Annotated in this window: 16 protein-coding genes; 2 read left to right on the plus strand and 14 right to left on the minus strand. The window is 60.7% G+C overall.

What is annotated here, in order from left to right; translation table 11 throughout:
* Positions 1 to 6: 6 nt before the first annotated feature.
* The 7 genes from AC3WP7_RS12700 to AC3WP7_RS12730 form a co-directional block, all read right to left on the minus strand.
* A complete protein-coding gene (locus AC3WP7_RS12700) occupies positions 7 to 1,341 on the minus strand; it encodes a TolC family outer membrane protein (RefSeq protein WP_092243444.1) in 1,335 nt (444 codons plus the stop codon).
* A 2-nt stretch (positions 1,342 to 1,343) separates the two neighbouring features.
* Positions 1,344 to 2,657 carry an HlyD family type I secretion periplasmic adaptor subunit gene (locus tag AC3WP7_RS12705; RefSeq protein ID WP_092243441.1) on the minus strand — a complete coding sequence of 438 codons (1,314 nt, stop codon included), beginning with the start codon at positions 2,655 to 2,657 and terminating at the stop codon, positions 1,344 to 1,346.
* Positions 2,654 to 4,405 carry a type I secretion system permease/ATPase gene (locus tag AC3WP7_RS12710; protein WP_102592018.1) on the minus strand — a complete coding sequence of 584 codons (1,752 nt, stop codon included), beginning with the start codon at positions 4,403 to 4,405 and terminating at the stop codon, positions 2,654 to 2,656. The genes AC3WP7_RS12705 and AC3WP7_RS12710 overlap by 4 nt, the downstream gene beginning before the upstream one ends.
* Before the next feature lie 103 nt (positions 4,406 to 4,508).
* Entirely contained in the window at positions 4,509 to 4,883 is a 375-nt protein-coding gene (locus tag AC3WP7_RS12715; protein ID WP_092243428.1) for a protease inhibitor Inh/omp19 family protein, read from the minus strand.
* Between the two features lie 43 nt (positions 4,884 to 4,926).
* Complete coding sequence (locus AC3WP7_RS12720) at positions 4,927 to 6,360, minus strand: serralysin family metalloprotease (protein ID WP_071488361.1); 1,434 nt, start codon at positions 6,358 to 6,360, stop codon at positions 4,927 to 4,929.
* A gap of 362 nt (positions 6,361 to 6,722) precedes the next feature.
* Complete coding sequence (locus tag AC3WP7_RS12725) at positions 6,723 to 7,829, minus strand: DmpA family aminopeptidase (protein ID WP_102592338.1); 1,107 nt, start codon at positions 7,827 to 7,829, stop codon at positions 6,723 to 6,725.
* A 9-nt stretch (positions 7,830 to 7,838) separates the two neighbouring features.
* A complete protein-coding gene (locus AC3WP7_RS12730; protein ID WP_102592339.1) occupies positions 7,839 to 9,203 on the minus strand; it encodes an APC family permease in 1,365 nt (454 codons plus the stop codon).
* 201 nt (positions 9,204 to 9,404) lie between these two features.
* On the opposite strand from AC3WP7_RS12730, the gene AC3WP7_RS12735 reads away from it, so the two are divergent.
* A complete protein-coding gene (locus tag AC3WP7_RS12735) occupies positions 9,405 to 10,190 on the plus strand; it encodes a helix-turn-helix transcriptional regulator (RefSeq protein WP_092243423.1) in 786 nt (261 codons plus the stop codon).
* A 79-nt stretch (positions 10,191 to 10,269) separates the two neighbouring features.
* Here the strand turns inward: AC3WP7_RS12735 and AC3WP7_RS12740 are convergent, their stop codons facing one another.
* The 6 genes from AC3WP7_RS12740 to AC3WP7_RS12765 form a co-directional block, all read right to left on the minus strand.
* Positions 10,270 to 10,686 (minus strand): hypothetical protein, encoded by a 417-nt coding sequence (locus AC3WP7_RS12740; protein WP_102592340.1) that lies wholly within the window; start codon positions 10,684 to 10,686, stop codon positions 10,270 to 10,272.
* 235 nt (positions 10,687 to 10,921) lie between these two features.
* Positions 10,922 to 12,001: a polyamine ABC transporter substrate-binding protein gene (locus AC3WP7_RS12745; protein ID WP_092243420.1), complete on the minus strand. Its 1,080-nt coding sequence runs from the start codon at positions 11,999 to 12,001 to the stop codon at positions 10,922 to 10,924.
* A 60-nt stretch (positions 12,002 to 12,061) separates the two neighbouring features.
* Positions 12,062 to 12,403, minus strand: coding sequence for a cupin domain-containing protein (locus AC3WP7_RS12750; protein WP_092243414.1), 342 nt, complete (start codon positions 12,401 to 12,403; stop codon positions 12,062 to 12,064).
* 26 nt (positions 12,404 to 12,429) lie between these two features.
* Positions 12,430 to 13,836 (minus strand): NAD(P)/FAD-dependent oxidoreductase, encoded by a 1,407-nt coding sequence (locus tag AC3WP7_RS12755; protein WP_102592341.1) that lies wholly within the window; start codon positions 13,834 to 13,836, stop codon positions 12,430 to 12,432.
* A gap of 122 nt (positions 13,837 to 13,958) precedes the next feature.
* On the minus strand, positions 13,959 to 14,411 hold the full coding sequence (locus AC3WP7_RS12760; RefSeq protein ID WP_071488368.1) for a hypothetical protein: 453 nt from the start codon (positions 14,409 to 14,411) through the stop codon (positions 13,959 to 13,961).
* An 86-nt stretch (positions 14,412 to 14,497) separates the two neighbouring features.
* Entirely contained in the window at positions 14,498 to 15,337 is an 840-nt protein-coding gene (locus tag AC3WP7_RS12765; RefSeq protein WP_256572940.1) for a helix-turn-helix transcriptional regulator, read from the minus strand.
* Between the two features lie 257 nt (positions 15,338 to 15,594).
* On the opposite strand from AC3WP7_RS12765, the gene AC3WP7_RS12770 reads away from it, so the two are divergent.
* Positions 15,595 to 15,867, plus strand: coding sequence for a DUF1652 domain-containing protein (locus AC3WP7_RS12770; RefSeq protein WP_058425948.1), 273 nt, complete (start codon positions 15,595 to 15,597; stop codon positions 15,865 to 15,867).
* Between the two features lie 76 nt (positions 15,868 to 15,943).
* On the opposite strand, the gene AC3WP7_RS12775 is transcribed toward AC3WP7_RS12770, so the two are convergent.
* On the minus strand, positions 15,944 to 18,391 hold the full coding sequence (locus AC3WP7_RS12775) for a UvrD-helicase domain-containing protein (RefSeq protein ID WP_102592342.1): 2,448 nt from the start codon (positions 18,389 to 18,391) through the stop codon (positions 15,944 to 15,946).
* Between the last annotated feature and the right edge of the window lie 127 nt (positions 18,392 to 18,518).

Consider the following 18,518-nt stretch of genomic DNA (forward strand, 5'->3'; position numbering starts at 1 on the left):
GGCGGCTTATTTCATCGGGCCGAACGCTTCATCCACTTTGGCCAGATCGGTATCGCGCAGGTTGCCCGCGTAGTAGTGCAACTTGGTCCAGGCCATCAGGTAGTCATACCGCGCCTGGGCCAGATCGCGCCGGGTGCTGTAGAGCTGCTGTTCGGCATTCAAAGCGTCGAGGTTGACCCGCTCGCCGCCGAGGATGCTTTGCCTGGTCGACACCACCAGTGCTTCGGCCGACGCCAGGGCTTTCTGATACGCGCGCAATTTGCTCACCCCCGACAGGCAGGCGCTGAACTGCCGGCGCAGTTCGATCAGGGTTTCCCGGGTCTTGCCCTCAAGCTCGTACTCGGCCTGCTCCATGGCGCGGCTGGCCTGGCGGGTGGAGGCCGAGATGCCGCCACCGGCATACAGCGGCAGGCTGACCTCGACGCCAATGGTGTTGGTGTCGTAGCGCTGGTTGTAAGTGTTACCGCTGTCGGATTCCTGCTGGCGCGAACTGGCATACGCCGTGACCTTGGGCAGATGCCCGGCACGGTTGCGCTCCACTTCATAACGCGCCACTTCCAGGGCCTGGCGCTGGGAGGCCAGCGTGGGGTTGTTGCTGAGAGCCAGCTCATGCCAGGTGTCGTAGTTGGCCGGGGTCAGGGTGAACGCGGCAAAACCCTGGTTCAGTGGCGCCAGGTCGTGGATGTCGACGCTCTGTACACCGATCAAGGCGCCCAGCTCGCGCAAGGATGCGTCCTGTTCATCCAGCGCCTGGATCTCTTCGGCGGTGGCCAGCTCGTAGCGCGATTCGGCTTCCAGAATGTCCGTGCGAGTGCCCTCGCCCTGTTGGAACAAGTGCCGGTTCTGCTGGAACTGTTGCTCGAAGGCCTTCTTCTTGGCGCGAGCGATGTCGATCTGGTCCTGGGCGAACAAGGCCTGGGTGTAGTAGGTCAGCACCCGCACCAGCAACGCCTGGCTCTTGTCACGAAAGCTTTCATCGGCAAACAGCGCCTGGGCCACGCCCTTGCGGTAGTTGGCGTAGGCCTCGTAGTCGAACAGCGGCTGTTGCAGGCTGAAGGTGGAGCCGTAGCTGTTGTAGTTACGGTCGTCGTGATAATTGCCACCGCGCCCGTCCGGCAAGGTGGCCTGGGAGTTGTTACGGCCCTTGTTGTAGTTGTACGACAGCCTGGGCAGTAGCCCGGCGCGGCCGATGGTGCGGTTTTCCAGGCCGGCGTCGCGCTCCTTGATCGCGCCGAGAAACACCGGATCGTTACGCAGGGCCTGCTCGTACACATCGAACGGTCCCATGGCCGCCTGGGCACTCGCGCAGGTCAACAGCAAGGCAATAAACACCGGTTTCATGTTCATTCCTCGGTCAGCGCCGAGCCGGCGCGGTCGAGCAGCGGCTTGAACAGGTAATTGAGCAACGAGCGCTCGCCGGTGCGCACGAACATCTCGGCGGGCATACCCGGCTTGATCACCAGCCCATGGAGTTTTTCCAAGGCCGCTTCGCTGACCGTGGTGCGCAGCACGTAGTAAGGCGCACCGGTCTTTTCATCGAGCATCTGGTCCGCGGAAATCAGGCTGACCTCCCCCGGCACCCGGGGCGTGCGGCTCTGGTTGAAGGCGGTGAACAGGATGTCCACCGGCAGGTGCGTGCCAACCTTGTCCACCAGGTGTACCGGCAGGTGCCCTTCCACTTCCAGGCGCGTGCCCTGGGGCACGATCTCGAGCAGGGTTTCGCCGGCGCGAACCACGGCGCCCTCGGTGTGCACGCTGAGATTGACCGCAATGCCGTCCGCCGGGGCGTTGATTTCGCTGTGCTGCAGGTCGAAACCGGCCGAGGTGAGTTGCTGCTCCAGGGTCAGGCTGCGCAATTGCGCATCGGCCAACTGGCTGCGTACCTCTTTTTGATATTCCTCACTGTGTTGTTGCAGCTTGAGGCGCGACTCGAGAATGCCCTGCTCCACACGGCCACTTTCGCCGGTGTTTTGCGCCAGGTCCTGTTGCACCTGGGACAACTGCCGCTGGTACTCCATCAAGCGGTTGCGCGGGATGTAGCCGTTGTCGGCCAGGGGTTGCAGGTTGCTCAGTTGATCGCGCAGGGACTGGGCCTGGGCGGTCAGGTCAGTGCGCGCACGGCGCATACCGCCCAGCTGTGCGGTGGCGCCCTCGATATTGGCGCGGATGCCGGCCTGCTCGCGGGCGAAAGCTTCGCGGCGACTGCTGAACAACTGGCGCTGGCCTTCCAGCACCAACGCCAGGGCGGGGTCGGGATCGGCACTGAGTTCGACGGGAAAGCGGATGCTGGCGAGGTTGTCGCGCTCGCTCTGCCAGCGCGCCACGCTGGCCCAGGCCATGCGGTACTGGGCTTGCAGGGATTGCACGTCGGCCAGGTGCTGGGTCTGGTCAAGGCGGAACAGCGGCTGGCCTTGTTTTACAAGCTCGCCCTCCTTCACCAGGATCCGGCTGACGACGCCCGGGCTGAGGGTTTGCACGGCCTTGCGCTTGCCCGACACCACCACCGTGCCCTGTACCGGGATGCCCTGGTCCAGTGGTGCCAGGCTGGCCCACAGGAAAAACCCGCCGGCGCCGACCACGGTCAGCAACCATCCCATGCGCGTGAAAAACCTGGCGTCGTGCTCTTTGAAGCGTGGTTCAACTGTGATGCTACTCATGCGCCTGGATTCCTTGCGGCCTGGTACTGACGACTGAAACTCACGCCCGGTTTCTCCTTGGGCGTTTCCTGCTGGCCGGACAATGCGCGCAACACTTCCTGGCTCGGCCCGAACGCTTGCAAATGACCGTCGCTGAGCACCAGCAACTTGTCGGCCTGGGCCAGCGCCGACGAACGATGGGTCACCAGCACCACGCTGCTGCCCTGGGCTTTCATCTGCACGATGGCGCTGGCCAGGGCGGCTTCGCCCACGGTGTCGAGGTTGGAGTTGGGCTCATCCAGCACGATCAGGCGCGGCCCGCCGTACAGGGCGCGGGCCAGGGCCACCCGTTGCTTCTGGCCGCCGGACAGGCCGCCGCCGTTGTCGCCCAGCACGGTGTCGTAGCCCTGGGGCAAACGCAGGATCAGTTCATGTACACCGGCCTGCTGTGCGGCCCGCACCACCTGCTCGGGGTCGGCCTCGCGAAAGCGTGCGATGTTGTCGGCGATGCTGCCGCTGAACAACTCGATGTCCTGGGGCAGGTAGCCGATGTGCGGGCCCAGGTCGTCGCGGTCCCAGCGAAGGATGTCGGCGCCATCCAGGCGCACGGTGCCAGCCAGTGTCGGCCATACGCCCACCAGCACACGGGCCAGGGTGGATTTGCCGGAGCCCGACGCCCCGAGCACACCGAGCACTTCGCCAGCGCCCAGATTGAAGCTGACCTGGTGCAAGGTCGCCATACGCCGCCCGGGCGGGCCGGCGCTGACCTGTTCGAAGCTGACCTGGCCCTTGGGCGCCGGCAGCTTCATCTGCTCGACCTCCGGGGGGAACTCGCGCAGCAAGTCATCCAGGCGCTGATAGGCCAGCTTGGCCGAGCTCCATTGCTTCCACACCGCAATCAACTGGTCGATGGGGCTGAGCACCCGGCCCATCAGGATGGAGCCGGCGATCATCATCCCGGCGGTCATATCGCCCTTGATCACCAGCAACGCCCCCAGGCCGAGCACCAGCGATTGCAGGCACAGGCGCAGGGATTTGCTCAGGGAGGTGATCACCGAGCCGGTATCACTGGCCTTGTTCTGCAAGCCAAGAAACTGCGAATGCAACGCGAACCAACGGCTGCGCAGTGCGCCGAGCATGCCCATGGCCTGGATGGTCTCGGCATTGTGCAGGTGGCTGGTGGCCAGTTGCGTGGATTGCTGGGAGTAACCACTGGCTTCGCCCAAGGGCTTTTTGGTCAGGTATTCATTCAGGCACGCCAGGCCGATCAGCAGCACGGCGCCGGCCGTGGCCAACACGCCAAGCCACACGTTGAACAGGAAAATCACAAACAGGTAGATGGGAAACCACGGCGCATCAAAAAACGCGAACAGCGCCGGCCCGGTGATGAATAGGCGAATATGGGTCAAATCCCCCAGGGACTGCCCGGCATGCCCCTGGCCGCGTTGCAGGTTGCGTTCGAATGCAGCCTTGTACACGCGCAAGTTGAAACGCCGCTCCAGTTGGCTGCCGATGCGGATCACGATAAAACTGCGGATCACCTCCAGCAGGCCAATAAACGCAAAGAAGCCCACGACCATCAGCGTCAGCATCACCAGGGTGGTTTCATTCTGGGAGGACAGCACGCGGTCATACACTTGCAGCATATAAATCGACGGCACCAGCATCAGCAGGTTGATCAACGCCGTGAAACAGCCAATGCTGATCAAAATACTCTTGTACTCACCCAGCGCCTTGAACAACGGCGCGGCGGCATGGGACTTTGCCATGGTGTCTGATCTTCCTTGAACCAAATTACGCGCAATAGTTGCCCCAGCCCCGGCGAACGAAGCGGTCAACTAATGAAATCAAGTTATTTACTTATAACGGCAACTAAGGTGCGCGTTGCAGTACAACTTCAAGGCCCGTCGGCGTGCGGCCTTTATATTCACCTTCCTTCTGTCGGTTGAGGTGAGTAATACCACTGCCTTCGGCGTTCATCAGCCAGATACCGTCGGGTGTTGGCGTCCAGGTCAGGGGCTTGTCGCCCAACCAGTTTGCGACACACGCCACATCGCCGCCCAAGGCATTGGCCTGTTCCAGCAGGTCCAGCGCGCAGACCTGGTCCTGCTGGTGCAACTGCCAATGCCCGGCCAACTGGGCGGAGGTAGGTAATACGAGACTGCTCGCCATTGCGTGGGCTCCTGCCGACACGAACATCACCTGCAACACGCAGGCGATCACATTAAACATACGCCGCATCTTCATGCTCCATCCGTAAGGCGCGGCGCCGAAGCGCCGCGCCCGTGCATCACGCTACGATGTCGCTGACCGCAGCCTGGCCGACGGTGGTGACGAGGAAGTCCGCCACGCCGTGCCCGGAGAAGTCCACAGCCAGGGTGCCCAGGTTGGTACCTGCGGCGTAGGTGAGGACTGCATCGCCTGCATGCCCGGTAAAGGCATTGACGAAGGTCAGGCCTGCGCCCTTGGTGATGCCGGACAGGTCGATCTTGTCGGAACCGGAGGTAAAGTCAAAGATCTTGTCCGCCGCGCCCGGCCTGGAATCGGAGCTGGCACCGAACACAAAGGTGTCGTTGCCCGCACCGCCCCACAATTGGTCCGCCCCGCCGCCACCGTAGATGAGGTCGTTGCCGGCACCGCCCTTGATCACGTTGGCCGCGTTATTGCCGATGATCAAATCGTTGCCGGCACCGCCGAAAGCATTCTCGACGGTCACGCCCTTGGCGATGGACACGTTGCCCACCAGGCCGCCCACGTCGGAGAACGACGCTTCATTGAGGTTGATCTTCTGGTTCTGGGTGAAGCCGGAGAAGTCCAGGGTGTCGTTGCCACCGCCATCCCACACCGAGAACACCAGCTTGTCGGCATTGGAGGTGGCGCTGTAGAAGTCACGCCCGGTGTTGGAGTTGAAGCCGTACGTGGTGTCGCCGGCACGGGTGTTGTAGTTGGCGCCGTAGAGCTTCTGGATCGCCGCGATGTCGTCGATCAGCGGAGCGGACGCGTAAGCCTCGACCCCACCCTTGCTGAAGTTCTGGTTGGTGTTGCTCTCGCTCCAGTAGCTCATCAGGCTGTAGCCGCGCGTGTCCTGTCCATAGGTCGCGTCGTTGTAGGTCGGGTTGCCGTTCCCGGCGTTGTAGTCGCCAGGGTGGGCCAGGCCCAGGGTATGGCCGATTTCGTGAGTGAGGGTCTGCCGGCCGTAGTTGTTCAGGTCCGGGGTCTTGTTCGGGGTGTAGCTGTTGTTGGTCAGGTACCACGAGGTGCCGTCGTAGCCTGCGCCGGTGCCGGGCAGGTAGGCGAAGGCTGCCGCGCCGTCCTGGCCGCTGCTGTAGTTGCCGAAGGTCATGTGGCCGTCACCGCCGGTGGCTTTCTCGGTGAAGGTGACGTTGGCCACGTCCGCCCAGGATTGCATGGCCAGTACGGCCTGTGCTTTCTGCTGGGCATTGAACTGGCTGAAGCCCGCGATGCCATGTTTGTTCATGGTGCTCGAGGAGGCCGAGGTCAGGAAGGTGTAGGTCAGGTCGATCTTGCCGTTGCCGTCAAAGTCCCGGTACGCGGCGCCGTCGCGCAGCAGCTGGGTGGCCGCCTGGTCAACGGAATAGGAGGGTTTGCCATTGATCGTGAGGTTGCCGCCACGGTCGTACAAATGGCTGAAGCTATCGATTTGCGAGTAAGCGGTGCTGGCTTGCGCCGCCGACACGATAGCCTTGTCTTTTACTTTTGACATAAACGTACTTCCTTGTTTGCAAGTGCATCAGTCTTTGATCGATAGGAACCCCGCGGGCGAGATCGTCCTATCACTCGCCTCTTTTGAAGGCGTAAGAAAACTGACACAACTTCAAATCTTTCGTCTACATCTTTTCCTGCACTAAAAATCGGCAGGCAAACACCCCGGATAAGTTCCGCTCCATGTTTATTGGGCAGTACCGATGTTGTCCGACAAAAACACCGCGCCGGTATTTAAATATTAAATAGCACTAATGCCGCTCAAGTTGAGCGGCATTCGCTATTAATGGATCCAATATATTGCCACGGTGCCATTGGCAACATTAAACAGCCACTACTTACAGTCACCATTAAGTGTGCCCCCTATTTCCGGGACACACTCCAGCCGGTGTTGTGCAATGCCGCCAACAGCGTGTCGGCGTCCAGGCCCGGCACGCGCACGCCTTGATCGGTGAGCATGTTCTCCCCGGCCAGCATCGCATTGATGATTGCCTCCTCCACGGCCTCCGCCGCCGCGCTGAACAGCGGCGAAATATGGTCATTGTTGACCATCTGCAATGCACTGCTGAACGGCAGGCCCCTGCGCCCGTAATCGGCTGGCGGCAAGTCCTGGTTACCCGTGGCAAACGCCAGGAACAGATCGCCGCTGGAGTCCTCGGTGCCGCCGCCGGTGCGGGCGATGCCGATGGATGCACGTTGTGCCAGGCGCTGGCATTGGTGCGGCAGCAACGGCGCGTCTGTGGCGATGATCACCACAATCGAACCCATGCCCGGCGTGCCTTGCTCGGCGAACGGCGACGCAATGTCCATCAGGCTGCGCCCCACCGGGTAGCCATCCACCCGCAGTTCCTGGCGCTTGCCATGGTTGGCCTGCACCAGCACGCCGACGGTCCAGCCGCCCTGCTCCGCCGGCAGGCACCGCGAGGATGTGCCGATGCCACCCTTGAACTCGTGGCAGATCATCCCGGTGCCTCCGCCGACCGCGCCCTCCTGTACCGGGCCGGTTTCGGCGTTGTCCACCGCTTCACGCACATGCTCGGGCCCCACGTGCTGACCCCAGATGTCGTTGAGCAGGCCGTCATAGGTTTCCATCACCACCGGCATGCACCAATACACTGCCGGATCGGCCAGGCGCTCGCGCTCCAGGGCAATCAGGCTGTCGCGCACGATGCCGATGCTGTGGGTGTTGGTGATCGCCAGCGGCGTGGTCAACAGCCCCGCTTCGCTGACCCACTCGAGACCGGTGGCGTCACCATTGCCATTGAGCACGTGGTACCCGGCAAAGCAGGGTTGCAGGCGTGCTTCTCCCGCGCGCGGCTGGATCACACTGACGCCGGTGCGCACCTGCTTGCCATCGATGCGGGTCTTGAGCGTGCTGTGCCCGACCCGCACCCCCGGCACATCGGTGATGGCGTTCCACTCACCGGGCGTGCCCAGCCCTAACGTGATGCCCAATTGACGTGCGCGCATAACCACTCCTTACAATTTCTGGAAGACCGGACTCAACCGGCCACTGATGCAATACAGGATCACCGACAGGGCCAGCAGGCCGAGGATGATCATGATGTCGCGGACCGAGGCCGCCACGATCAAGGTCATTAACAGATAGCCCGCGCCCAGCACCGCCGCCAACGCCGGCAGCGGCCACAGCGGCATGCGGTAGGGATGCTCGCGGTCACGCAGCAGCACGCGGCTCATCAACGCGCTCAACGCCACCACCAGGTACACCAGCATGATCAGCAATACGCTGAACGAGGTCAGGTCGGCCAGGTTGGAGCTGAAACTCAGCAGCGCCGAAGGAATCGCCAGGAACAGCGTCGCCAACCACGGCGAATCCCAGCGCGGGTGAATGCGTGTGAACAGTTTGTTGATGCCCGGCGTCCACAGCGCATCGCGCCCGCTGCTGAACACCACGCGGCCGATCTGGATCACGATGGCGACGATCGCATTGAACACCGACAGGAAGATCCCGGCACTGACCAGGCGTGACAGGGTTTCATTGCCGTGGCTGGTCAGCAGGTAGCCGATGGGGTCAGGGCTGCTGATCATCGCGCTCAGGGACGGCGCGCCGATCAACAGTGCGGTGATTGGCACCAGTTCGATGACCACCACCAGGCCAAGGGACCACAGCACCGCCTTGTGCACGCCTTTGCCGCCGCATTTCATGTCTTCGGCGAGCAACACCGCCGGGCCGTAGCCGTTGTAGGAAAACAGGCCGATACCCACCGCGCCGATCACCAGGGCCCAGGGCGCCAGGTGCAACACGCCGTTTTCGACGATCTGCGGCTGGAACAGCACGCTGGCCGGTTGTACCGGGTTGCCAAAGCCGATCACCACGATCACCAGCAGCGCTGCGACTTCCAGCAACAGGCAGGTGCCAGTGATCCAGGCATTGAGCTTGATATTGAGGATGCCCAGGGCGTAGCTGCACACCACGATCACCAGGGCCACAGTCTGCGAATCAAACTTCGTGCCCAGGGCGTTATTCAGGTAAGTTGCCGCGCCCGTAGCCAGTACCGGTGGAATAAACAGCAACATCACCAGCACGGTCAGGAACGTCGCATAACCCGCCATGCCGCCGAACACACGCTTGGCGTACACATACTCGCCACCGGCGCTGTTGTGGGCACGGCCCAGTTCGGCGTAGCAAAAGGCAAACATCAGCGCGAGCAGACCGGCCATCACAAACGCCAGGAACACCCCGCTGCCGGCCTGCTGGATGGCAAACGGTGCGATCACAAACACGGAACTGGCCGGCGTCACCGCTGATACGGTAATGGCGACCACATCGAACACACTCAAGGTGGGTTTCAGCACGCCTTCGGGCGTGGGGGAAGTGCTCATATCGTTATCCTCTGTCGTTGTTCTTGGTATGAGGCAGAAACGAAAAATCTGATAAGTCACGGGATATGTTTCCCGCTGAATGATGCCGACGTTAAAGCCTGAGGGCAGGTCAGCCAATTCCCCTATTGGCGTACTCCCCTTGACGCCACCCGGCAAAAGCCGAACCCTTGGCCGATCTTTTTGCCGGCGGGAGCCTGTCACATGAGCCTGTTTCGCGAGGTGGGGATGCACGCCGGCCTGGGCCGCACCGTTGCGCACATCGGCACCGAGCGTTTCTGGAAGCAGTTGGTGCTGTTGCTGCACCAATGCCTGCCCTTCGATAACGCCCTGGCGATCTTCTACCCCTTGGAGGGCCCGCCACTGGCCCTGGAAGAATACGACGCCCAGCCCAGCAGCAAACCGGCGTCGATGCTGGCGTACCTCAATGGCTTGTATTTGCTCGACCCGTTCTTCCAGGCCTGTCGCGAGGGGTATGCCAGCGGGGTGTACCGCCTGGAGGAAGTGGCGCCGGATCATTTTCGCCAGAGTGAGTACTTCCTCAATTACTTCCACGACAACGTGCTGGAAGACGAGGTGCAGTTCATCCTGCAACTGCCGGGCGCCGGCACGTTATCGCTGTCGTTGGGCATGCAGCGGCGCTTCAGCTTTGAGGAGACCGGGTTGATGACCACCGTAGCGGCCTGGGTGTTGCCGCTGATGCAACAGCATTGGCAGCAAAGCACCCAGCGCGCCCCGGCGATGGACAGCCAGATCCGGGATGCGCTGAGTCAGTTCGGCTGCGGGGTGCTCTCGGACCGCGAACTGGAAATCGCCCGCCTGGTGCTGCGCGGGTTCTCGTCCAAGGCCATGGCCGAGCGCCTGAACATCTCGCCGGACACGGTGAAGGTGCACCGTCGGCATTTGTACGCCAAGCTGGATATCTCGTCACAACCGGAGCTGTTTTCGTTGTTTATCCAGTCGTTGGGGCATGATCTGGAGAACCCCTGAATGCCGGATGGCACTGCCCCGGTGCAGAGCGGCTATCTGAAGTCGATTTCAGAAAATGGCCCGGTCGGTTTCAAGCCTGTCAACCCATTCCGAAGATAGAGTACACAACGTCTATCACATCACCCTGCGGGGTTTCAGCCTCCACACGTCCTCGAATCCAGTCAATCGGACCGGAGCGAATAAACAGCACCTCGGCACTGACTGCAAGGCGGCCCGCAGTTGAGCCATGCGGGACGTAAATAACCCTCAAGACTTTGTCCGCTAATGTGTAAGTGCCGCTTGGCGTGTCACGATCCTTAATCTCGATTTGGATGATTGCTGGCGCTAGCGGATCTGAACCTTCCATTCGGCCAAAAAATCGAATATTTCCACCTTGTTCGTCGCGATAGACCGATGTCGCTATGAAAATACTCGGCACACCGGCAGTGGTTACCGCACCCACCATGCTGCCGAACGGTGGGATTTTCGGCAGGACTATATTAGAAGCGTTTGGCATAAAAACTCCTTTTTCCATTTGATGACGAGTTGGCATCAGGAGCTTAAGGCATTTGTCCAAGCATAAAACCTGTCAGAAATGACAGTCTAAGAATTTAGTTTTAATCGCTAGAAGCTCTATGGACCGCGTCTGCCGTGATGGCCGGGTCCATAGGCGGTCTGCCGCACCTACCGAGGTAGTGGATTTAGGGCCTCTTTTCAGCCCACCGCGGGACAAGCCCGCTCACTGCGGAACTTCAGCGGCCGGTACGGACGGTGTTCCACACCCGCGTGCGCACCCGGTCGATATTCAGCGGCATCGCTTCCAGCGCAAACAACTTGCCCATCATTGCCGGGCTTGGATACACCTTGGTATCCGCCTTGATCGCCGGGTCCACCAGGCTGTCGGCGGCCTGGTTGCCATTGGCGTAATGCACGTAGTTGGTGATGCCGGCCATTACTTCCGGGCGCAGCAGGTAGTTCATGAACGCATAACCAGCTTTTTCATCCGGCGCGTCAGCGGGCATCGCGACCATGTCGAACCAGATGGCGGCGCCTTCCTTGGGGATGTTGTAGCCGATGTTCACGCCGTTCTTGGCCTCTTTGGCGCGGCTTTCGGCTTGCAGGATGTCGCCGGAGAAGCCGACGGCCACGCAGATATCGCCATTGGCCAGGTCGGCGGTGTATTTCGAGGAGTGGAAGTACGCCACGTAAGGCCGCACTTTCATCAGCAGGTCTTCAGCCTTCTTGTAGTCCTCGGGTTTCTTGCTGTGGTGCGGCAAGCCCAGGTAGTTGAGCGCGGCCGGCAGCAGTTCCGGGCCGTTGTCGAGGATCGCCACCCCGCACTTCTGCAGCTTGGCCATGTTTTCCGGCTTGAAGATCAAATCCCAGGAATCCACCGGCGCATTGTCGCCCAGTACCGCCTTGACCTTGTCGATGTTGTAGCCGATGCCGGTGCTGCCCCACAGGTACGGGAAACCATGGGCATTGCCCGGGTCGTTGTTTTCCAGGGCCTTGAGCAGCACCGGGTTGAGGTTTTTCCAGTTGGGCAACTGGCTCTTGTCGAGCTTTTTCAGCGCCCCGCCCTGGATCTGCCGGGCCATGAAATGGTTGGACGGGAACACCACGTCGTAGCCGGATTTACCGGTCATCAACTTGCCGTCGAGGGTTTCATTGCTGTCGTACACGTCATAGGTGAAACCGATACCGGTTTCTTTCTGGAAGTTCTTGGTGGTGTCCGGCGCAATGTAGTCCGACCAGTTGTAGATTTTCACCGTCTCGGCGGCCTGGCTGATAGAGGCCACCAACATCAAGGGCAACAGGGCAATGGCTTTCATGGTTCGATTTCCTGGCGGTTTTAGGGCTGTTTTTATGGCAGGCGATCAAGGATCAAAGCGTTACAGGATCAATACATAGGTCTTGCGCACGGTCTCCTGGATATCCCAGATACCGGTGCTGTTGGCCGGCAACATCAGTGCATCACCGGCTTGTATATGAACGACTTCACCGTTGTCCGGGGTGAAGGTGCAGCGGCCCTGGACAAAGTGGCAGAACTCCTGGGATGTGATCTGTCGACGCCAGCGCCCGGGGGTGCACTCCCAGATGCCGGTCTCGACGCCGTCGTCGCGCTCCACGCTCAGTGTCGACGCAACGGCGATGGGTTCGCCCAAGGGCACGGCGACGGGCGACGAGTCCGGCAGGGAGGCGTTCAGCGTGTCTTTGAATTGAGTGATGCTCATGGGCTTTCCCGTATTGATGAAACGACTTAGTGCATGAAACCTTCCATGAACCCGGCCACGCCGGTCGCCAGCTTGCGACGCCAAGGCGCGGTATTGGGGTTGGCCAGTACCTGGTCTTCATGAACAAAACTGCGAATGATCGCGTTGTAGCCCAGCCAGCGGCAGGGCTCGGGCTCCCAGGGCTTGAGTGCCTCGAGGCCGCGTTCGCGGATGACCCAGGGTTGATGGGTCAACGGGGTGCCGCGCCCCAGGATCAGGTCGGCCAGGGTGCGGCCGCCCAGGTTGGTCGCGCCAACACCCTCCCCGCCGTAACCGCCGGACAGCGCGATGCCGGTCTTGTGATCGCAGAGCATGTGCGGCCGGAAATTGCGCGACATGCCCAGGTTGCCGCCCCAGGAATGGCTGATCCTCACGCTCTTGAGCTGTGGGAACAACTCACCAAACAGGTAGCGACGCAGCTCGACTTCGCTGTCGGTCAAATCGAAGTCATGGCGCAGCTTCCCGGCAAACTGATAACCGCCGCGCGCACCGAACACCAGGCGGTTGTCCGCTGTACGCTGGCCGTAGGTGACCTGACGACTGCTTTCGCTAAAAGCCTGGCCATGGCTCAGGCCGATCTCATCCCAGGTACTGGCCGGCAATGGCTCGGTGGCGACAATCAGGCTTTGCACCGGCAGTTGGTAGCGGCCCAGCGGCGGCAAGGTGGTGGCATAGCCTTCCACCGCCGGCACCACCCAGGCGGCACGCACGTTGGCCTTTGCGGTGCGCAGGCTGCCGGACTGCCAGTGGGTGACCGGGCTGTTTTCGTAGATTGTCACGCCCATGCTCTCGACCACCCGCGCCAGGCCGCGCACCAGCTTGGCAGGGTTGACGGTCGCGACGTGGGGGGCGTAAATACCGCCGTAGGGTTTGGCGATGCGGATCTGTTCGGCCAGCTGCTGCGGGCCGAGCCAGCGGTAGTCGGCCTCGGTCAGGCCCTGGGCGTAGAGTTTTTCCAGGTAGCGGCGCAGGCTGCCTTCCTGCTCGGGGTAACGGGCGGCGCAGTACAGCACGCCGCCCTTTCGGTAGTCGCAGTCGATGCCTTCACGTGCCAGCACTTGGGCCACTTCGTCGGGAATGGCGTGCAACAGGTCAAACGATGCACGGCGTTGCTCGGGATTCAGGCCGGCGAGCAAGCGATCTTCGCCCAGCAGATTGCCCATCAGCCAGCCGCCATTGCGACCGGAGGCGCCGAAACCGGCGGTTTGCGCTTCGATGATGGCAATTTTCAGCTCAGGGGCCTGGCGTTTCAGGTAGTACGCAGTCCACAGCCCGGTGTAACCGGCGCCAATAATGGCCACATTGACGTCCAGGTCATGCTCCAGCGCCGGCCGCGCTTGCAGCGGGTCGTCCAACTGGTCCATCCATAAACTGATAGTGCGCCATGCCGGCATGCCCAACTCCCCCACCTTGTTTCGACAGAGGGAATGCTAGGGCGCGGTGTTGGAAATTGTCTTGTGCGCGTGCACGCAGGGAAATCTCAGAGATAGGTATTACCCAACCCACCCTGCATTGGCTATTTGACGTGCCACCCGCGGATGTCGTACTGGGCGCGGATAAGAGCCAATTCGCCATTGATACTACCTTGGATATCTATCACTCCAAAGAGCCTCTCCAGCGTATTGGACCTGTTGAGGGCTACCTCTCCTTGATCTGTGATGAGTACCACTCCGGTCTTCGTATCCCAGTAAGAGATGTCCACAACGTGGGGGCCTCCTACCTTGTAAGTACCAGACGTTATTGTCCTGGGCTGGAGTTGCACTAGCAAAACCGAAAACGCCTCGGGATCATTAGCATCTGTTTGGCGACCGAAAAAACGTAGCGTATCGAGCTGTTCGTGTGCGTACACGTGATCGGCTGTAAACTGACTGACCTGACCGTCGATAGTGACGGTTCCGAACATATGACCTTGGGGACGGACCTCAGGTTTTTGTTCGAGTTCATCTAATATTTTTCTGAGTTCGGACATGATAGTTCTCCGGTAGAAGTGAAGAATGCACAAGCATTACACAACTAATTTCCAGAAAAAAAACCTGTCAAGCTTGACAGTGACAGCTAGTTTTCGCTGGTCGGTCGAACACCTCCCTTCTGATCACCCTCGTCAAGCTTTCTCTCACAAAGCGCGTTCAAGTAGGCCCTGGGTGTCTGGCCCGTATGCTGGCGGAACGCGCTATAGAATGCCGATAGCGAATTGAAACCGGCGGCAAACGCCAGGTCATCGACCTTTATCGGCGGCAGGGCCTGATCCAGCGCGGCCAGTAAATGCTGGAGCCTTGCCTGGTTGACGTAGCGATAGAAGCTTTGTCCCAACACCTGGTTCAGCAGGTAGGAAATCTGATTGCGGCTGTATCCGCACTCCTTGGCCACCCGTTGCAGGTCCAGCTCGGGGTCCAGGTAAGGTTGTTTGCGTTCGAAATACTGCTGCAGGTCATTGGCCATGTGCCCCAATTGCTGGGGCGACAGGCCCAGGCGGCTGACAGAGGGCCGTGCGGCCTGGGCCGGCTGCTCATGCACCAGCGACGCATATTCGTTGACCCGCCAGATCAGCCCGTCGCGCACCGTAATCGCTTCGCTGGTGCGGAACGACACCAGGCCCTGGCCGCCCCGCAAGGTGATGCGGTACTGGATGAACGCGGTATCGCCGTCGGCGCGGATACGGTCGCTGTGCTCGATCGCTTCGTCAGCCTCACGGGGCATGCTGGCTTGCAGGTAATCGCGCAAGCCGGCGAAACCGATGACACGGTTCTGGAAAAAGTCGTGGTATTGGATTTCCGGGTGGTAGTAGGACATCACGCCTTCCAGGTCCCGGTGGCGCCAGCAAAGGTGGTGGCGCAGCACCAGCTCGCGTGTGGCGTGGGATTGCTGGCAATCATCGTCTGCAGCGATGTCGGGCATGGAAGGCTCTGCGGCGGGTAAACCCTGGAGATTGCCGAATTTCTGCGGGTGCTTCAATGGCCAATTGGCACTTCTGACTAATGGCCTATTGCCCAATCACAAGCAGGACATGACCCAAATCAACCTTATGGAAAACAACTGCCGAACGGGGCCGAAAAAGTCACCTTGTGGTGACGAACGAATGCTATTTTTAAGCTCTACAACGCCACGACCAGTGAAGGTCATGGCCCCCTGCCGCGAGCTAAAGGAAGCGCTCAATGAACAAGGTGGGCAACATGAACAAAGTGACGTTCCCCAACGCCTGCCAGCTGATGCGCTGGCATTTCCATCCGATGGGCTTCGAGGGCAGCATGGACGCGCCCGGCAGCATGATCGCCCGCCTGTTCGACCGGGCCAGCGGCGAGACGTTGATCGCCATCGCCGGCATCCCCTGCGCCACGGTGATGAATGCCGCCGATGTGGAGCGGATCATCGAGGCGGTGGAGGATGAGTTGGAGTCGTTTGTGCCGCCGCAGTCCCTGCGGGCCTGAACTCGATCCTACAGACAGCCCATATCTTCTGTGGGAGCGGACGAGCCCCCTCCCACATTTGAACGGCATCGATCCGTTAATTGCGTTGGTCGTCGAAGAAGGCTTTCTTGCCATCTACCCGCTCCGAGGCCTTGGGCACATTCACGGCCTGGCCTTCGGGTTTTTCCACATACCAGTAGCAATGACTCACCGCCCGGGTGATGCCCACATACGCCAGGCGCAACACCTCGTCTTTCTGGGCGTTGTCATACGGCTCGCTGTCCCCGTCCTTGCCCAGGCCCGCCATGCGGTACACCTGGTTTTTATACGGGGAATGGGTGACATGCTGGCAATCCCCAAGCAGGAATACCGCATCGGCCTGCAGCCCCTTGGCGCTGTGGTAGGTCAATTGTTTCAGCCTGCGCGCTGAAGGCGGCAAGCTAGAATCCACATTAACTGCAGGATGAATATGCTCTTGAATCAGTAACTTATCGCTACTTTTTCGATAAAGCATTAACACTGATTCACCGCGTTGGTAATGCTCCAGCAACTGCCGCCCCAATGCTGCGTCGTCGCGCTCCAGCACCTTGACCGGCACCAGATCCTTGGGCGCCCCGCTGGCCTTGGCTTTCTTGCCGGGGATAGCCGGTGCGGCACGCACGATGTGCTCGGCCGCGTCGATGATGTGCTGGTGACTGCGGTAGTTCTCGCCCAGCATCACTCGGGTGGTGGCCGGCGACGGGAACTCCTTGTTGAACTCCATGAAGTACTTGGGCGAACTTCCACGCCAGCCGTAGATCGACTGCCAGTCATCCCCCACACACAACAGTGATGAATGCTGGGCGCCGCGCCCGACGTGCATGGCCGGGCCACGGCTGCGGATCTCGCGCAGGCTTGCGCGGATCCACGAGACGATCTGTGGCGAAACATCCTGGAACTCGTCGATCATCAGGTGCGACAGCGGCCGTAACAACGGATCGCTGAGCAGCTTGAGGTTTTCCGGGGTGTTCTCGCCGAACAGCGAAAACATGCGGTTGTAGGTCATGATCGGCGGCGACTGGTCCAGCAGGTGATCTTCCAGGGCCTTCCAGAAAATGCTCAGGGCCTCGAAGAAGAAGCGGTCTGGATCATCCTTGGCAAAATTCATCTGTCCAACCGCAGTAGGCACATCCAGCCCGAGGTTCTCGATAAATCCGGCCGCCATCACGAAACTGTCCAGTAACGGCGCCGACGCCAGTTCGCCTTTGACTTTGTAATCGAAGCCTGGCCCCGCAGCGGCATCACCCGCCAGGCTACTCAAAAGGCGCTTGGACGACTCATAGCTATCGAGCCATATCAATGGCTTACGACAGAAAGCTTGAAACAGTGTGCGCTTTACCGCCCACTCGGCGCGCACTGACAGTTTCGCGTTGGGCCGGCTGAGCTGGGCATTTTCCCGAGCATCGAAACCCAGCACCACCCAGGCGTCCAGCTCGGGGATATAGCCATGGCAATGAAAGCGTGCGCCATTGATCTCCACGGTCTGGCGATTGGGTTCGATGCCTTTGATCGGCCAGGCACCGACGCGGAACCACAGGTCCTCGATCACATCACAGAGTTCTTCATCACGCTTGGCTGCCAGTTCGGTTACCGCTAAGCGTTTTTGTACGTCAGGGTGATCACGCTCCAACTCCTTGAGCTGCAGGCCGTGGCGCGCCAGCGGTGCAATCAGCTCGCGAAAGCGTGCGTGCCGCCCATGCAGGTGGTGATAACAGGCATTCATCTGCTGGCGTTGGGCGTCGTTGATACGCAGGTCAAAGGGGTTGCTGTCGGCGTCGTCAAAGCCCGAGCTGAGGTTTTCGAACGCTTGCAGGCGTTCAAAGCCCGGCAGGCTGCGCACCATCGGCAGAATGCGCGAGTGAAAGGTGCGCACCACGGCCTGCGCTTCTTTCATACCCAGGGGTTGGCCCCACAGGCTGAGAATTTCCATGAGCTTGTTGATGAAGTCTTTGCGCGACTCCCGGGTAAAGGTCACCACCGTCATAGAGTTCAGCTCAAAGCCCAGATAATGGGTCAACAACAGGATACGCAGCACCAGCGAGGTGGATTTACCCGCGCCGGCCCCGGCAATCACCGACGTTGAGGGCGTATCGCTGAAAATCATCTTCCACTGCGCCGCGCTGGGCTGGGCATGGGCCGGCAGCAATCGCGCGACATCCGCCTTGATACGCTTCTTCAACTCGGCGGTGAGTGGCAGGCGCCAATCATCGAACAGGCTATCGTCCACGCCCGGCGCACGGTGCTCATCCGGGCGGAAATCACGAATCAACAGGACCTGCCGGCCTTCCTCGATGCCATCGGCCTTGCCTTCGCGGTAACCGTACTCCACGCCCGCCTCGTGCCCACTGCGAAAACCGTCGGCCTGCCCGTGCAACCAGGAAAACCGGTGCTGGGCGCGCAAGCGGGTCAGGCCGTGGCCAAACAGGCGCGCGGCCAGGCGTTTCAATAGCGGCATTTCGGCCAAGGGGCGCAGTTCGGGAGGAAGATCAGGCTTTTGTTGCGACACGCGGACTCCTGCGATGAGCTGGGTTCTGACAAGTGCGCCATGGTCGCCGGAATCGACGTTCAGTGCCAGCCAATTGCTTTGCGGTCATGCAGTTAGGCGATGAACTGAAAGTCAAAACGCCGCTAAC

This window comes from Pseudomonas sp. FW305-3-2-15-C-LB1, from assembly GCF_058787615.1.

Excerpts from the sequence above, each read along its gene's own strand:
- AC3WP7_RS12705 (WP_092243441.1), bottom strand. The coding sequence starts at position 2,657 with ATGAGTAGCATCACAGTTGAACCACGCTTCAAAGAGCACGACGCCAGG.
- AC3WP7_RS12770 (WP_058425948.1), top strand. The coding sequence starts at position 15,595 with ATGAACAAGGTGGGCAACATGAACAAAGTGACGTTCCCCAACGCCTGC.
- AC3WP7_RS12725 (WP_102592338.1), bottom strand. The coding sequence starts at position 7,829 with ATGCGCGCACGTCAATTGGGCATCACGTTAGGGCTGGGCACGCCCGGT.
- AC3WP7_RS12730 (WP_102592339.1), bottom strand. The coding sequence starts at position 9,203 with ATGAGCACTTCCCCCACGCCCGAAGGCGTGCTGAAACCCACCTTGAGT.
- AC3WP7_RS12765 (WP_256572940.1), bottom strand. The coding sequence starts at position 15,337 with ATGCCCGACATCGCTGCAGACGATGATTGCCAGCAATCCCACGCCACA.
- AC3WP7_RS12720 (WP_071488361.1), bottom strand. The coding sequence starts at position 6,360 with ATGTCAAAAGTAAAAGACAAGGCTATCGTGTCGGCGGCGCAAGCCAGC.
- AC3WP7_RS12760 (WP_071488368.1), bottom strand. The coding sequence starts at position 14,411 with ATGTCCGAACTCAGAAAAATATTAGATGAACTCGAACAAAAACCTGAG.
- AC3WP7_RS12755 (WP_102592341.1), bottom strand. The coding sequence starts at position 13,836 with ATGCCGGCATGGCGCACTATCAGTTTATGGATGGACCAGTTGGACGAC.
- AC3WP7_RS12745 (WP_092243420.1), bottom strand. The coding sequence starts at position 12,001 with ATGAAAGCCATTGCCCTGTTGCCCTTGATGTTGGTGGCCTCTATCAGC.
- AC3WP7_RS12735 (WP_092243423.1), top strand. The coding sequence starts at position 9,405 with ATGAGCCTGTTTCGCGAGGTGGGGATGCACGCCGGCCTGGGCCGCACC.
- AC3WP7_RS12750 (WP_092243414.1), bottom strand. The coding sequence starts at position 12,403 with ATGAGCATCACTCAATTCAAAGACACGCTGAACGCCTCCCTGCCGGAC.
- AC3WP7_RS12700 (WP_092243444.1), bottom strand. The coding sequence starts at position 1,341 with ATGAAACCGGTGTTTATTGCCTTGCTGTTGACCTGCGCGAGTGCCCAG.
- AC3WP7_RS12710 (WP_102592018.1), bottom strand. The coding sequence starts at position 4,405 with ATGGCAAAGTCCCATGCCGCCGCGCCGTTGTTCAAGGCGCTGGGTGAG.
- AC3WP7_RS12715 (WP_092243428.1), bottom strand. The coding sequence starts at position 4,883 with ATGAAGATGCGGCGTATGTTTAATGTGATCGCCTGCGTGTTGCAGGTG.
- AC3WP7_RS12740 (WP_102592340.1), bottom strand. The coding sequence starts at position 10,686 with ATGCCAAACGCTTCTAATATAGTCCTGCCGAAAATCCCACCGTTCGGC.